Source organism: Mesorhizobium sp. P2_E6 (assembly GCF_056403835.1).
On record NZ_JBFUEQ010000011.1, the window covers coordinates 45287 to 59880 of the forward strand.

Annotated in this window: 13 protein-coding genes and 1 pseudogene; 3 read left to right on the forward strand and 11 right to left on the reverse strand. The window is 61.9% G+C overall.

What is annotated here, in order from left to right:
- Nucleotides 1-33 precede the first annotated feature (33 nt).
- The 9 genes from AC1D08_RS25165 to AC1D08_RS25205 form a co-directional block, all read right to left on the reverse strand.
- On the reverse strand, nt 34-1017 hold the full coding sequence (locus AC1D08_RS25165) for a beta-ketoacyl-ACP synthase III (protein ID WP_457152413.1): 984 nt from the start codon (nt 1015-1017) through the stop codon (nt 34-36).
- Nucleotides 1014-2279: an adenosylmethionine--8-amino-7-oxononanoate transaminase gene (locus AC1D08_RS25170; RefSeq protein WP_477424307.1), complete on the reverse strand. Its 1266-nt coding sequence runs from the start codon at nt 2277-2279 to the stop codon at nt 1014-1016. The genes AC1D08_RS25165 and AC1D08_RS25170 overlap by 4 nt, the downstream gene beginning before the upstream one ends.
- A complete protein-coding gene (gene bioD / locus AC1D08_RS25175) occupies nt 2279-2914 on the reverse strand; it encodes a dethiobiotin synthase (RefSeq protein ID WP_477424309.1) in 636 nt (211 codons plus the stop codon). Before bioD ends, AC1D08_RS25170 begins: the two co-directional genes overlap by 1 nt.
- Nucleotides 2911-4050, reverse strand: a complete 1140-nt coding sequence (locus AC1D08_RS25180) for an 8-amino-7-oxononanoate synthase (RefSeq protein ID WP_457152410.1) — start codon at nt 4048-4050, stop codon at nt 2911-2913. Before AC1D08_RS25180 ends, bioD begins: the two co-directional genes overlap by 4 nt.
- Nucleotides 4047-5021 (reverse strand): biotin synthase BioB, encoded by a 975-nt coding sequence (gene bioB, locus AC1D08_RS25185; RefSeq protein ID WP_457152409.1) that lies wholly within the window; start codon nt 5019-5021, stop codon nt 4047-4049. The genes AC1D08_RS25180 and bioB overlap by 4 nt, the downstream gene beginning before the upstream one ends.
- Nucleotides 5022-5144: 123 nt before the next feature.
- Nucleotides 5145-5999: a carboxylating nicotinate-nucleotide diphosphorylase gene (nadC, locus tag AC1D08_RS25190; protein WP_457152415.1), complete on the reverse strand. Its 855-nt coding sequence runs from the start codon at nt 5997-5999 to the stop codon at nt 5145-5147.
- Nucleotides 5999-7540, reverse strand: a complete 1542-nt coding sequence (locus tag AC1D08_RS25195) for an L-aspartate oxidase (protein ID WP_457152408.1) — start codon at nt 7538-7540, stop codon at nt 5999-6001. The genes nadC and AC1D08_RS25195 overlap by 1 nt, the downstream gene beginning before the upstream one ends.
- Nucleotides 7537-8499: a quinolinate synthase NadA gene (gene nadA, locus AC1D08_RS25200; RefSeq protein WP_457152407.1), complete on the reverse strand. Its 963-nt coding sequence runs from the start codon at nt 8497-8499 to the stop codon at nt 7537-7539. Before nadA ends, AC1D08_RS25195 begins: the two co-directional genes overlap by 4 nt.
- Nucleotides 8500-8567: 68 nt before the next feature.
- Nucleotides 8568-9515: an NUDIX hydrolase gene (locus AC1D08_RS25205; protein ID WP_457152406.1), complete on the reverse strand. Its 948-nt coding sequence runs from the start codon at nt 9513-9515 to the stop codon at nt 8568-8570.
- A gap of 494 nt (nt 9516-10009) precedes the next feature.
- On the opposite strand from AC1D08_RS25205, the pseudogene AC1D08_RS25210 reads away from it, so the two are divergent.
- Nucleotides 10010-10144 (forward strand): annotated as a pseudogene (locus AC1D08_RS25210) (short-chain dehydrogenase/reductase); the annotation flags it as partial.
- A gap of 128 nt (nt 10145-10272) precedes the next feature.
- The gene (locus AC1D08_RS25215) at nt 10273-11310 is read left to right on the forward strand and encodes an alpha/beta fold hydrolase (RefSeq protein ID WP_457152414.1); all 1038 of its coding nucleotides are present in this window, start codon (nt 10273-10275) and stop codon (nt 11308-11310) included.
- Between the two features lie 161 nt (nt 11311-11471).
- On the opposite strand, the gene AC1D08_RS25220 is transcribed toward AC1D08_RS25215, so the two are convergent.
- Nucleotides 11472-12569: a hypothetical protein gene (locus AC1D08_RS25220; RefSeq protein WP_477344985.1), complete on the reverse strand. Its 1098-nt coding sequence runs from the start codon at nt 12567-12569 to the stop codon at nt 11472-11474.
- A gap of 142 nt (nt 12570-12711) precedes the next feature.
- Between AC1D08_RS25220 and AC1D08_RS25225 the strand changes: the two genes are divergently transcribed.
- Nucleotides 12712-13503: a class I SAM-dependent methyltransferase gene (locus tag AC1D08_RS25225; protein WP_477225634.1), complete on the forward strand. Its 792-nt coding sequence runs from the start codon at nt 12712-12714 to the stop codon at nt 13501-13503.
- Nucleotides 13504-13563: 60 nt separating this feature from the next.
- On the opposite strand, the gene AC1D08_RS25230 is transcribed toward AC1D08_RS25225, so the two are convergent.
- Nucleotides 13564-14256: a class I SAM-dependent methyltransferase gene (locus AC1D08_RS25230; RefSeq protein WP_457155292.1), complete on the reverse strand. Its 693-nt coding sequence runs from the start codon at nt 14254-14256 to the stop codon at nt 13564-13566.
- Between the last annotated feature and the right edge of the window lie 338 nt (nt 14257-14594).

Genomic DNA, 14594 nt, shown 5'->3' on the forward strand with positions numbered 1-14594 from the left:
AAGATCAGTCGGTTCGCGCTGTCGGTGGCTCAGCTAAATCCCGACGACCAGTGCACCGCCGCTGAGACCCGCACCCGCTGCCGCAAGGAGAATTTTCTCGCCCGGCCGGAACGGCTCGGTCAGATGAGCGAGCGACAGTGAGAGCGGGATCGTCGCAGCGGAAGAGTTGCCGTAGTCGGCGATTGTCTTGACGATTGCGTGATCTGCAATGCCGAGGCTCCTCCCGACCGCATCGAAAATGCGGGCATTGGCCTGGTGCGGCACGAACCGATCGATGTCCTGCGGCTGCGTTCGGGCTGCGGCGAGCGCGTCCTTTGAACATGCAGTCATCATGTCCACGGCCCTGGCGAACACTTCGCGGCCGTCGGTCATCGTCATTCGGGTTTGCCCGAGATCCAGGCCACTTTGGAACGGGATGTTGCTTCCGCCCGCCGGGATCTGGATCAGCCCGTAGCGCGAGCCGTCCGAATCCACCGAGGCACCGAGAATGCCCCGGTCGGGATCCTCGCACGGACCAATCACCACGGCGCCGGCGGCATCGGCGAAAAGGACCGAGCTTGCGCGCTCGGCCGGATTGATGCGACGGCTGAGGATGTTGGCGGCGATGACCAAAGCTGATTTACCATGCAGGCGGGTGAAGCCGTCCGCGAACATCAGCGCATAGATGAAGCCGGCGCAGGCGCCGGTCAGATCGATCGCACCTGCTCGTCCAAGTCCCAGCTTGTGCGCGACGAGGGGTGCGCTGGGCGGCAGAAGGTGGTCGGGCGTCGAGGTGGCAAGCAACAGGAGACCGATGTCGCTGCGATCAATAGCGGCGTTCGCCAGCGCCATTTCGCCTGCACGCACAGCAAGGCCGGACAGCGTGTCTTCATCTGTCGCCCAGAAGCGCGAATGAATTCCGGTGCGCCGCTCGATCCAGCCTGGCTCGAGCCCGAGACGATCTTCGATCTCCTGATTCTCGACCTTGCGCGCCGGCGCATGATGGCCGAACCCGAGAATGCGCGACGATCGGCTCATGGCCCCGAACCGAAGCGTTCGCTGGCCTCCTCGATGGCGTCATAGAGACCGTCCAGTTCCTCGCTGGTGATGCAATAGGGCGGCAGAAGATAGAGGACATTGCCAAGCGGACGCACGAGCAGGCCGCGCTCGAGGAAGAAAGCCCGCAGTTTTGGCCCGATCTCGGCCAGATAGCCGGCGGAGCCGGTGCGCAGATCGAGAGCCGTGATCGTCCCGGTCGCCCGGCTGTCGGTGAAGCGAGGGTTATCGCGAAAGCGTTGAAGCCCGGCGGCCTGCTTTGCACTCAGGGCCGCGACCCGCTCGGCTACCGGCTCGTCGCGCCAGATCTCGACATTGGCGAGTGCGGCCGCGCAGGCAATCGGATTGGCGGTGTAGGAACTCGAGTGGAAGAAGGTCTTCTTGCGGTCGTCGGAAAAATGGGCCCGGAAGATGGCGTCGGTGGCAAGCGTCGCCGCCAGCGGGATGGCGCCTCCGGTCAAGCCCTTCGAGGTGCACAGGATGTCCGGAGAGATGGATGCCTGCTCGCAGGCGAACATGGTTCCGGTGCGGCCCCAGCCGGTCATCACCTCGTCGGCGATCAGCAGCGTGCCCGAAGCTTCGGCGATCTTCTTCAGTTCGGTCAGAACCGAGGCCGGATACATCAGCATACCGCCGGCGCCAAGCACCAGCGGCTCGACGATCAGCGCGGCGGCGTGCCGGTCGCGGCTGACGGCCTCGAACCGATCAAGCGTCTCCTGCTCTCGCCCGGCGGCCGGGAAGGGGATGGTATCGACCTCGAACAGCAACGGCTCGTAGGCAGCGTTGAACACACCGCGGGCGCCGACGCTCATCGTGCCGATGGTGTCGCCATGATAGCTGTGCTCCATGACGACGATGCGCGTGCGCGGTGCGCCGATGTTGCGGAAATAGCCGAGCGCCATCTTCAGCGCGACCTCGACGGAGGTCGAGCCGCTGTCGGAGTAGAACACCCAGTCGAGGCCGGCCGGAGCGAGGCCGACAAGCGCCCTGGCCAGGCGTTCGGCCGGCTCGTGGGTGAAGCCGGCGAAGATGATCTGGTCGAGGCTCGCCGCGGTCGTTTCGATGGCCTTCATGATATGGGGATGGCGGTGGCCGTGGGTGACGACCCACCAGGAGGAAATGGCATCCAGGATGCGCGTGCCGTCGGCCTTGTGGAGGTAGGCGCCGTCCGTCCGGACGATTTCAGGGATCGCCGGTTCGAGCGCGTGCTGTGTGAACGGATGCCAGACTTGAGATTGCGACATCACTCGCCTCCGGCGATCAGAGCAAGGTCGAAGCCGGCAACCATTGCATCTCTCAGCGTTTCACTCGTCAGTAGATCGATGTGCGGCAGTCTGCCAAGCTGGCGTACGCCGCTGAACTCCACGATTGTTCTTTGCGTATCGGCCACCTCATCACCGATGAAGGCAATGCCGATGAGCGAGATGGAACGGGCCCTGAGCGCCTCGATCGACAGCAGGGTGTGGTTGATCGTGCCGAGCGTGGTACGGGCGCACAGGATAACCGGCATCCGCCATTGCGCGAATATGTCAATGAACCTTGTCTGTCGGTTGAGTGGCACCATCAGCCCGCCAGCGCCTTCGATGACAAGCGGACCCGGCAAGGCTGGAAGCGAGAGCTTTGCCGCCTCGATCGCAACGCCGTCGATTTCCGCTGAACGATGCGGCGACAGCGGCGTTCTCAGACGGTAAACTTCCGGCAGGACGCGCCCGGCCGGCAAACCGGAAAGCCGGGCAACGACCTCACTGTCAGTCTCGTCGTCGAGTCCCGATTGCACCGGCTTCCAATAGAAGCCGTCGAGCTGGCCGGCGAGCCCGGCCGAAAACACCGTCTTACCGATGCCGGTATCCGTTCCGGTGATGACGATGCGCTTGGTCATGCCGAGGCCAACACCTCGACGAGCGCCTCGACCATGGCCGAAATGTCGGCTTCGTCAACGTTGAGCGTCAGCGAGATGCGCAGCCGCGACGTGCCCTCGGGAACCGTCGGCGGACGAATGCCGCGAATGTCGAAACCGCGCGCCTGCAGTGCTGTCGCCACCGCCATGGTGCGCCTGACGTCGCCGATGACAAAGGGCTGGATCTGCGAGCCGCTCGGTATCACGCCGCAGCGCTCGGCCAATTGGCGACCCGCGAAGGCAACACGCTCCTGCAACTGGAGACGGCGCATCGGCTCATCGGACAGCATGGCGAGCGCTTCGCGCGCCGCGACCGCCATCAGCGGCGACGGTGCGGTGGCGTAGATGAATGGCCGGCACCGGTTGACGAGATAGTCGCACAGCGTTCGTGGAGTGGTGACAAGCGCGCCCGACGCTCCGAGCGCCTTGCCGCAAGTGTGGAGTGCGATGATGTTGTCGCGGCCCTCGAAACCGGCGGCAAGGCCGCGGCCCTCCGGTCCCCAAACGCCGGTGGCATGCGCCTCGTCGACGACGATGAATGCCTCGTGCCGATCGGCAAGCGCGACCAGGGTCTCCATCGGCGCACGGTCGCCATCCATGCTGTAAAGGCTTTCGACCGCGATCCAGACGCGCCCGGTGCCGCCTTCGGCGCGCCAACGCGTGATCGCGTCCTCGACAGCATCGACGTCGTTGTGCGCGGCGAGCTTGAACTCAGCGCGGCCAGCGCGGGCACCCTCATTCATGCTGGCATGAGCGAGTTCGTCGAGGACCAAAAGGTCGCCCTTCTGCGGCAGCGCGGTCAGAAGAGCGAAATTGGCGATGTAGCCGCTACCGAAGAACAGCGCGCGTTCAGCTCCGAAAAACGCCGCCGCGTCCGCCTCCAGAGCCTCGTGTTCCGGCGCGTTGCCGCGCAGCAGCCGCGACCCGGTGGCGCCGACCGGCGTGCCCTGCGCGATCGCCGCCGCAACCGCGTCGCCTAGCCTTCTCGAAGCGGCAAGCCCGAGATAGTCGTTCGACGAGAAGTCGAGGCCGGCGCGTGGCGACAGCGTCCGCAGCCGGTCCTTGCGCGCCAGCCCCTGCAAGGTCGCGTCAAAGCGGGCAAGCGGTACCCCGCTCATTGCGTCTCGAGGTCCATCGGCTCGATGCCGAGACGCCGGAATAGAAGGCTGTCCTTGTCCTCACCGGGATTGTCCGCCGTCAGCAGCGTGTCGCCGACGAAGATCGAGTTGGCGCCGGCAAAGAAGCACAGCGCCTGCATCTCGTCGGTCATTGCGGTGCGGCCGGCTGAAAGCCGGACATGCGATTTCGGCATCATTATGCGCGCCAGTGCGATCACGCGCACGAATTCGATCGGCTCGATCGGCCTGGCGTCGGCAAGCGGGGTACCGGCGATCGGGATCAGCATGTTGATCGGAACGCTTTGCGGATGTTCCGGCAGATTGGCCAGCGTCACCAGCATGTCGATCCGGTCCACCGGCTCTTCGCCCATGCCGACAATGCCGCCGCAGCAGACCTTGATGCCGGATTGGCGAACCTGTTCGAGCGTATCGAGCCGGTCGGCAAAGCTGCGCGTGCTGATGATCTCGCTGTAGTAGCGCTCCGACGTATCGATGTTGTGGTTATAGTAGTCGAGACCAGCCTGTTTCAGACGAGTTGTCTGCTCGAGATCGAGCATGCCGAGTGTCATGCAGGTTTCCATGCCGAGCGCCTTGACCCCTTCGATCATAGCCACCACCGCATCCATGTCGCGCGCCTTGGGGTTTCGCCACGCGGCACCCATGCAATAGCGGGTGGCGCCGGCGTCGCGCGCCTTGGTTGCCTCGGCGATGACGCGCCTGACCTCCATCAGCTTCGACGCCTTCAGGCCGGTTTCGTGATGCGCCGACTGACTGCAATAGCCGCAATCCTCCGGGCATCCGCCTGTCTTGATGCTGAGAAGCCGGCTGAGCTGGACCTTGTTCGGATCGAAATTCTGACGGTGAACGGTCTGCGCCTGAAACAGCAGATCATTGAAAGGGGCATCATGCAGCGCCCGAGCCTCTTCAAGGGTCCACGTCCGGTCGTCGTCGAAGGATCGAGCCTCAGGCATGGTCTTTTCCGAAATCGCTGTATGCATTTCCATGCTGTTCCTTGCGTTGTGCGACACAGGCGCCTTTGAAATGGCGGACACGGTCGAAAGAAGCTGGGTAGGCTGGATGGTCAGCCCCGACGGTTAAGGCTCACGATAGTCGAGACCGATATCGAGGATCGGCGCGCTGTGAGTCAACCAGCCGATGGAAATCAAATCGATACCGGTTGCGGCAACGGCTGGCGCAATCGCGGCGGTGATCCTGCCCGACGCCTCGGTGGTGGCCCGGCCGGCAACCATGGCTACCGCCTGGCGAAGCTCGTCGACCGACATATTGTCGAGCAGCACGGCGTCGGGGGCTAGAGCAAGCACCTCTTCCAGTTGGGCCAGCGTATCGACCTCGACTTCGATCTTGACGAGATGGCCGGCGCTGCTTCGCGCCCGCTCGATTGCCGTACGAATTCCACCGGCCATGGCAATATGATTGTCCTTGATCAGGATCGCGTCGTCGAGGCCGAAGCGGTGATTGGAGCCGCCACCGGCGCGCACGGCATGTTTTTCGATAGCCCGCAAGCCGGGGGTCGTCTTGCGCGTGCAGACGATCTTTGCGCCGTGGCCGCGAACCGCGGCGACGACCGACGCCGTCGCCGTGGCGATGCCACTCAAATGGCACAGGAAATTGAGCGCCGTGCGCTCCGCCGTGAGAATGGCCCGGGCCGGACCGCTGACCGATGCAATGATCTCTCCTTGCGCGACGTCGCTGCCGTCTGAACGATGCAAGGTCATTTCGACATTCTGGTCGATAAGCCGGAAGGCGAGCATCGCCAGATCGAGCCCGGCGACAGTTCCAGCCTGGCGTGCCGAAAGGACGGTCGTTGCCCGAAGGTCCTTCGGTACGATGGCATCGGTGGTCACGTCGCCGGCCCTGCCGAGGTCTTCGAGCAGAGCTGCACGCACAAGGGGTTCGAGCATGATTGCGGGAAGTGGAGAGAGGTTCATCACGCGACGCTTTCCAGCATTGGGGAGGATTCGAATTCCCGCGCTGCGGCAATGGCCGCGTCGAGCGTAATCTGGGAGCGGCGGGCGACGGCGGCATCGTGGGGGAAGTCCGTCCGGAAATGAGCGCCGCGGCTTTCCCGGCGCAGCAAGGCGGCAACTGTGATCATCAGCCCGACGGCGGCGGGATCCGACGCCGTTTCGTGTCGCTGCGACAGCGCCAGCAGGGTCCGGGCAGCCTGCTTCAACCCCTTGCCGTCCCGCGTGACGCCGAGGGCATGTGACAGGAGGGGGCGCACAGGCCCTGGATCTGGCGCGGGCAGGTCAGAGGCCATCGCTGGCTTTCCGCGGTGCTCAGGCGAAGCGGCTACACTCTCGGCAGCCCAGCGCGCGCAAACGACGGCTTCGGTCAGCGAGTTGCTGGCAAGCCGGTTGGCGCCGTGCAGGCCGGTCGAGGCAACCTCTCCGCAAGCCCAAAGTCCGGGAACCGATGTGCGCCCGGCCAGATCCACGGCGACACCACCCATGTGATAGTGCTGCGCCGGCCGGATAGGGATGAGATCCCGCGCCGCATCGATACCGGCCTTGCCGCAGGCCGAAGCGATGGTTGGAAAATGCCGCGCGAATGTCGCGCCCGGCTTTTCGCGCGCATCGAGGAAGACGCGATGGCCGTCGGCAAGATGCCGCCAGACGGCTCGCGCGACGATGTCGCGCGGTGCGAGTTCCGCCCCGGGCACGCCATCGAGGAAACGTCGGCCTGTCTCGTCAACGATTGTCGCGCCTTCGCCGCGAACCGCCTCGCTGATCAGCGGCATCGGACGGCAGGGCCCGTCAAGCGCGGTCGGGTGGAACTGGATGAATTCGAGGTCGGCAAAAATTGCACCGGCGCGTGCGGCGAGTGCCAGGCCTTGTCCGCAACTGCCGAGCGGGTTTGTCGTGTCGTGGAACAGGCCGCCGATCCCGCCTGTGGCGAGAACGACCCGTCCTGTGGCGACGAACACCGGACCCGTAGAACAACCCGCCAGCACTCCGGTGACCCTGCCGTCCTCCACGATCAGCCGGCGCGCTTCGATGCCCTCGACGACCACAATCGACGGCGTGGACCGCACGGCGGCGACAAGGGCGCGCATAATCTCGCGACCGCTGCCGTCACCCCCGGCATGAACGATGCGCCGACGGCCATGCGCGGCCTCCAGCCCGAGACGTAGCGCGCCTTCGGGTGTCCGATCGAAGCGAACTCCAAGGCGCGACAGATCCTCGATCGCGGCCGGCGCCGCGTACACGATGCGCCTTGCTGCTTCCGAATCGCAAAGGCCGTCGCCTGCGGCGAGCGTGTCGGAAAGATGAAGCGCCGGTTCATCATCGTCGCCCAGGCTCGCGGCCAACCCGCCCTGGGCCCACGCACTCGACACATCCGCGCCAAGCGGCGATCTCGACAGCAGAAGCACCGGCTCCGGCGCCATGTGCAACGCGGTAATCAATCCGGCTATGCCGCCGCCGATGATGACCGGCTGGCCGGCGAGATTGCGGACGTCCATGCTCATACCGCCAGCATCCGCTCGACGGCCAGACGCGCGCGCGTGGCGATCTCGGGGGCGATGGTTACCACATGGCGGTTCTGCTCGAGCGCCGTACGGATGTTGGCGAGCGTTATCCGCTTCATGTGCGGGCAAAGATTGCAGGGCCGGATGAACTCGACCTCGGGATGGTCGACCGCGACATTGTCGCTCATCGAACATTCCGTCATCAGCACGACGCGGGGCGGTTTTTGCAGCCCGACATAGTCGGACATGGCAGCGGTCGAGCCGGAGAAATCTGCCTCTGCCACCACGTCGGGCGGACATTCGGGATGGGCAAGTACCGTCACACCGGGATGGTCCTCGCGCAGCTGCCGGATATCGGCTGGCGTGAAGCGCTCATGCACCTCGCAATGCCCTTTCCAGGCGATGATCTGCACGTCGGTCTGGGTGGCGATGTTCTGGGCCAGATACTCGTCCGGCAGCATGATCACCCGGGCAACGCCCAGCGACTCCACGACGGCCTTCGCATTGCCGGAGGTACAGCAGATATCGGACTCGGCTTTCACCTCGACCGAGGTGTTGACATAGGTGACGACCGGCACACCGGGATAGCGCTGCCGAAGCAGGCGGACATCCTCGGCGGTAATCGAGTCGGCCAGAGAACAGCCCGCCCGCAGGTCGGGAATGAGCACGGTCTTTTGCGGATTGAGCAGCTTCGCCGTCTCGGCCATGAAATGCACGCCTGCCAGCACGATGACATCGGCTTCGGCCGTCATCGCCTTGCGCGCAAGCGCCAGGCTGTCGCCGACGATGTCGGCCACACAGTGGAAGATCTCCGGCGTCTGGTAGTTGTGCGCCAGGACGACCGCATTTCGCTGCCGCTTCAGATCGAGAATGGCGTCGATATCATCCGCAAATGCCGGCCATTCGATGGGCGGAATGACTCGCCGTACCCGGTCGTAGAGTGCGGAGCTCAGCGTCATTCCTATCCCTCACATATGCTCGTTTTGAGTATATATAGGGTATATGCTTATATGGAGCATAAGCAATGTCAAGCACGCGAAAGTGGCAATTTCGTCCCTGCGACCGCCCGCTCGGCCAGAACGCCGTGCCGGAAGCGAAACAATTTGGCCGGTCGGCCGCCAGTGTCGGTTGTTGATGATCCGGTCTCTTCGACAAGTTCCTGCTGCTCTACCAGCCGCCTGAAATTCTGCTTGTGGACGAGCCGACCGGCGAGCGCCTCGACGCTGCGCTGGAGTTGCAGGAGCGTGAAGACCGACGGCATGAGTTCGAAGACGACGGGACGATATTTGATCTTGGCGCGCAACCTGGCGATGCCGGTGGCCAGGATACGGCGGTGATCGGCCGCCATTGCAAGGCCGAAGGCCGATAGAGTGCCGTTTTCGCCTTGGCGGCGATGCGCTTCCCCGACAAGGGCCGCTTCGTAGAGCAACTCGTAGCGTTGCAGCACCAGTTCCTCATTCCAGCCATTACCATCAAGACCGAAGGCGATCGCCGCTCGCTGCCAGCGGTCATCGTGCGTAGGGCGATCGTCGGCGCCATCCGCCCAGGCCTTCAGGTGCGGAACGATCACGTCCGGCAATGCAGAGGGAACACCTGCACGGTGATCTTCCCAGGGGAAATAGTCGTACCAGTTGCGCCAGGCGGCTTTGTCGGCGGGTGCCGCCTGCTCCTCCCGGGTCAGCGCCAGGTAGCTGATGGAAACCACGCGTTGCGCGCTCCCGTTTGCTGTCCTGTCGCGATCGGCGAAAGTGTAGAGCTGCTCGATATAGCCCAAGGGGTGGCGTGTCTGGTGTTCGACCCAATCCCTCAGACCCGACTGCAGCGAACGATGTCCAAGTTCGAATGGGCCGGAAGGCAGGGATTGACCTCGCTCGATGGTCATGACGCGCGGCTGGCCAATCGTCACCGCGACCAGCACCGCAATCAGTTCCGCCGCAATAGAATGGCGTTGGCCGCTTTCTGCGGACTGCCTCACAATATCTCCCGCCTCATTTTTGCGTAGTCCTCGATCATGGTGCGCTAGCAATTGTCTGCCCTACGGCCAAGGGTTTGATTCTGAGCGTGAACCGGGCCGTGGCGGCAGTCAACGTGTCAACCCAGGCACCAGGCGGGGTTGGATAGGCATCGGTCCAGGCACCCAGCGAAGGACGGTACACTGCCGCCGACTGGATATGGTTCACGAGCTACTGGCCAAGCATGCCAAACGCGAAATCCACACGTGACCCAGCCGCTCATCGAGCCACTTAGCGAGTCAGCCAGATTCGCACGAGAAACATCGGGATGGGTTTCGGCAAGCATCCACAAAAGTCTCGATGGAACGCGAGTCGTCAACTATGCGCAAAGCGCAAGCGCGCAGGCCGTCCAGAGGGTGATTGATCGCTTGAGGGACGCTGGCTTTTTGGATCGAAACAGGGGAATCGGTGAGGCACATCCATGCCTCTATGGGGTCGTATTCACGCTCGATAGGGCTTGGTCGAGTCCGAAAACCCTCCACCACCGCTCCTGCTCGGCAGCGATGCCCTTGGATTTGTGTCGGAGAGGGTCGAGCGTCTTAAGCATGAGGTCGAAGCATGGAAGTCCGTTAGCATCTCGACCGATGGTTGACAGCGTTGGCGAAGGCAGTCGCGAAGGTCATCGAGGAAGACAACCGCATCCTGGGGGCCTACAATTCCCGAGTGCCGATGGGGGCCCCGCAGTCCGTTCCGGAACCATCGAAGAGAAGGAACCAACAAATGAATCAGGTCACACCAAGCCGTCGTGATTTCTTTGCAGTCGCCACGACAGGCTTCGTCGCCGCTCAGCTCGGCACGCTCGGATCGGCGGCAGCGGCACAGCAGACGGAGTCGGGTTCCACAGTCAAGCCTGGAGCACATACTTCCTTCGCAGCGCTAAAGCAGATCGACGCCGGCGTGCTGAATGTTGGATACGCTCAAGATGGCCCTGAAAATGGCCCTGTTGTGATCTTGCTGCATGGCTGGCCCTACGACATTCACAGCTATGTCGACGTGGCTCCGATCCTGGCCAAGGCCGGCTATCGGGTGATCGTTCCCTATCTGCGCGGCTACGGTCCTACCCGCTTTCTGTCCGCCGAAACGCCGCGCAAAGGCCAGCCGGCGGCGCTCGCCGTCGACATCATCGCGCTGATGGACGCGCTGAAAATCGACAGGGCCGTCTTCGGCGCTTTTGACTGGGGCGCGCGGACCGCCAACATTATCGCCGCACTCTGGCCGGAGCGCTGCAAGGCGCAGGTGTCTGTGAGCGGCTATCTGATCGGCAGCCAGCAAGCCGGCAAGGTGCCACTGCCCCCGAAGGCCGAGTTGCAGTGGTGGTACCAGTACTATTTCGCGACCGAGCGAGGCGCGGCCGGCTACGCCAAATACACGCTCGACTTCGTGCGCCTGATCTGGGAACTTGCCTCGCCGCAATGGAAGTTCGACGACGCCACTTTCGCGCGGTCGGCAACAGCTTTCGACAATCCCGATCATGTCGCGATCACGATCCACAGTTACCGTTGGCGGCTTGGGCTGGCAGAGGGCGAAGCACAATACGATGACCTGGAGAAGCGCCTCGCCGCGGCTCCCGTGATCGGTGTCCCCACGATTACGCTCGAGGGTGACGCCAATGGGGCGCCTCATCCGGACCCAAGCGCGTACGCCAAGATGTTTTCGGGCAAATACGAGCACCGATTAATCAAGGGAGGCATCGGCCACAACCTGCCCCAGGAAGCACCGCAGGCTTTTGTCGACGCTGTTGTCGCTGTCGCCGCATAAGTGATTTGCACCCTGCGTGACGACGTCCGAGGCCGACTCAAACCTGGCACAATTGGCCCCCCAGCTCTCGTGGAACGCCGATATGCGCATGCGAGCGCCTGACACCAATTGTCTGTGAGAAATCCGAGTTTCAATGGAAGGCAAAGAAGCTCGACCGAATTTCAGGTCGATGTCTCGAGATGCCCAAAGCCGGCGCCTTCCCGTTCTGCCAGTTTGATGATTTCGGCGAATCTGGCGTCGTCGATCTGTCCGGCCATGCACACGCCGTCCGTATGCCATCCGGGCCGTGACATTTCCTCAAATTCAGGATCCCGCAGCCGGTCGGCCAGCCTGCGATTGCAAACGAGATAGGCGTCTTCAAACTGCTTTACGACATACGCCGGCAACCCGAACGGCGGCCCTGGCAGGTGTCGTTGAAGAGCCAAAAGCGCTTCTGACATCGGTGGCAGACCCCGCTCGTTGAGCATTCGCGCAACCTCGGTCATTTCGGCGTTAAGGCTCCGGTTGGCATGAATTTCCTGCACCTGATCGATCGTTTCGATGCCAATACCCAGCCGCGCCTTGAACGCGCTCAGCAGCGAACGCGGGCTATAGTTGATCATCCGCATGGCGGCATCGGGAAATGCGCCGGTCCAGCTCTCGTAGAGGCAATTCCAGTCGAGATGGGGATGATATTCGGCGCCGTCTACAATATCGCTGCGCCCGAGCGACTTGATGTCCTGCGCGTAGCCGCTAGCTGACAGGATGTCCTGCCGCCTCAGGACACAGACGATCATGACGACGTCCACATTCTCCTGCCTGAAATATTCCGCCACATGCAGCGGCTCGCAGATATGAAAGTATTCTGACGATATGATCGACACCAGATCGGGGTCGGACGAGAACAGCGTCTCCTTCTCGTCAGGAAGGTTGGCGAGACCCCTGATGTCGTCCAAGGCGCGCCGCGACACGTCCTGGACCAGGCTTGCGGCGACTTGATGCGAGGCCATGTCAGGAGCGACGTAGAAGCCGGCCGGTTGCAGGACAACACTGTTGTATCGGAGCCAGTTCTGCAGGAACGTGGTTCCAGTCTTGGCGAGGCCGATATGAAGGATTGCCCTGGGCATGAGTGCCAGCTCTATGGAGGACTTGTTCACTCTTCCTACGCCTAGTCGGCCCGTTTGAGCAACGGTCGATGCTGCCTGTCCGTTCTCGCGCTCCGTTTTGACTGACAAGCGATTTCCGCAGCGCTCGGATGCCCCGAACTCGCCGCCACGCAAATTCGTGTCGGAGCTCCTCCACGCCAGGCATGCGGCACAAACGCGACCTAAAGGGCAGGCTGCAGATTGTTTAATTGTCTCCAGATTGTAAGTTGGTGGCAGGCGGCTTGTGAGTTGGCGGCGGACGACTCAGAGAGAATCGATGTCAGATATCGATATTGCCGGCATACTGGCAGAGCATGAACCACTCGCCCGGTCGATCGCCGAAGCGAAAAAGGTCGCCTATGAGATCAGCAAGGATGACATGCTGCTCGATTTCTTCGTCCGGGCCGTGTTTCCGACAGATCACCGAAAAGCGATCGAAGCCTATTTCACAGGGGGAGAAGATTGCGCCAAACGCTTCGCCAACCTGTGCCGCGAGCACCTTTCATCTGGCCCAGCCAGCGTCCTTGAGTTCGCGTCGGGTTATGGCCGCGTCGCACGTTATGCGATGCACGTTCTGCCGGACGCAGCATGGGTTTCCAGCGACGTTCACCCAAATGCCGTCGAATTCCTATCAAACAAGATCGGCGTCAGGGCACACCTCTCGTCGACAAAACCGGAGGACTGGAGCATCGACGACGAGTTTGATGTTGTCTTCGCCCTATCGTTTTTTTCGCACATGCCAGATGCCACCTTCGCGCCGTGGCTTTCTCGCGTTCTCACGGCGGTGAAGCCGGGGGGTATCTTGATTTTCACAACGCACGGAGCCGTCACTCTCCGAAATATGAGAGCCGGGGGTTTGCCAGCGCAATTTGATGGCACCGGATTCTATTGGAACTCGAAAAGCGATCAGCGCGATCTGGACGCTCGCGACTATGGAACAAGCGCCGTTTCCCTTGGTTATGTTCAAAAAGCAGTGTCCGACGTCGAAGGGGTCGAGTTGATCCGCTTCCAGCAGGCGTTTTGGTGGGGGCACCAAGACCTTTATGTGGTCCGCAAGCTCGATCAATAAGCTTGCTGTACGAACGATATGTCGCATGAAGAAAGCGACTATACGAACTTAGAAGTAATACTACGCAGTAAATAGTTTTTTGCGAGCAGTTATTGCCGTGGCGTCTGGGTATGAAACCGTATTTATGTTGACCGACGCGAAGCCGGCTCGAATTGGAAATGTCCAAGCGTCGGCCCCAAACTCGGTGTGCACCATGAAGTCATACCCGCCTTGGTTCGAATCCCCATGGTAACTTGGCGGGAGCCCCTCTCTGTCGCGGGTCAAACGACCGACAATCGTTGGGACAGTATAACATAAGCATCCATCATCTGAGAGAACGCGCCCGCATTCCCTCAGAGCTTCAATCGGAAATGGCACGTGTTCCAGCGTATCGGAATGAACGACGAGATCAAACTGATCGTCCTCATAGGGCATGGACTGCATGTCGACCGAGGGATAGTCGGCACGGAGATACAGTGGGAGAACCGAAAGCGTATGAGACAATGACGAGCCGTTGATATCGAGAATGCGGAGACGGCGCGCTTCACTAGTATTGACAAAATCGGCCAAAGTGTTGGGGGTGGAGACGGCTTCGCGAATTGCGTTGGCTAAAGCAATCCCCCTTAGATTTGAGCCGCAATGCGTGCATTGCGTGCCTTGCTGCCGGTCGATATAGGAAACCTCGGCGGACGATAAATTCCACTCGGCGATCAGCCGAGGCCAAAGAACTTTGCTGTCCCGAAACTCATCATTCCCGCAAACTGTGCACGCCAACAAAGGGATCCTCCATAAGGCACAAACTCAGGGCATTCGCGCAGAGGGCCAGACGAATAATAGTAGCAGTTCGCCGCTGGACCAGGCTATCGCCATCATGCACAGCGTGGTTTCGAAACTCTCCAATTGTCTGAGGTGTGGTTCATGCCGCGGGGATAGGTGTAGGTGGTAACGGCATCCGATCTGTCGAATCCAATGGTGCTTCGGTACGAAATCGCCATGCACTGCGCCAGCAAATCAATTATTTTCTTGCTGCGGTGGACCTGATTCCGCCCAGCTCGGGTTATCGCGAGGCAACTCCCAAGCGGCGCCGGCCAACTTGCCGAACTCAATTCGCA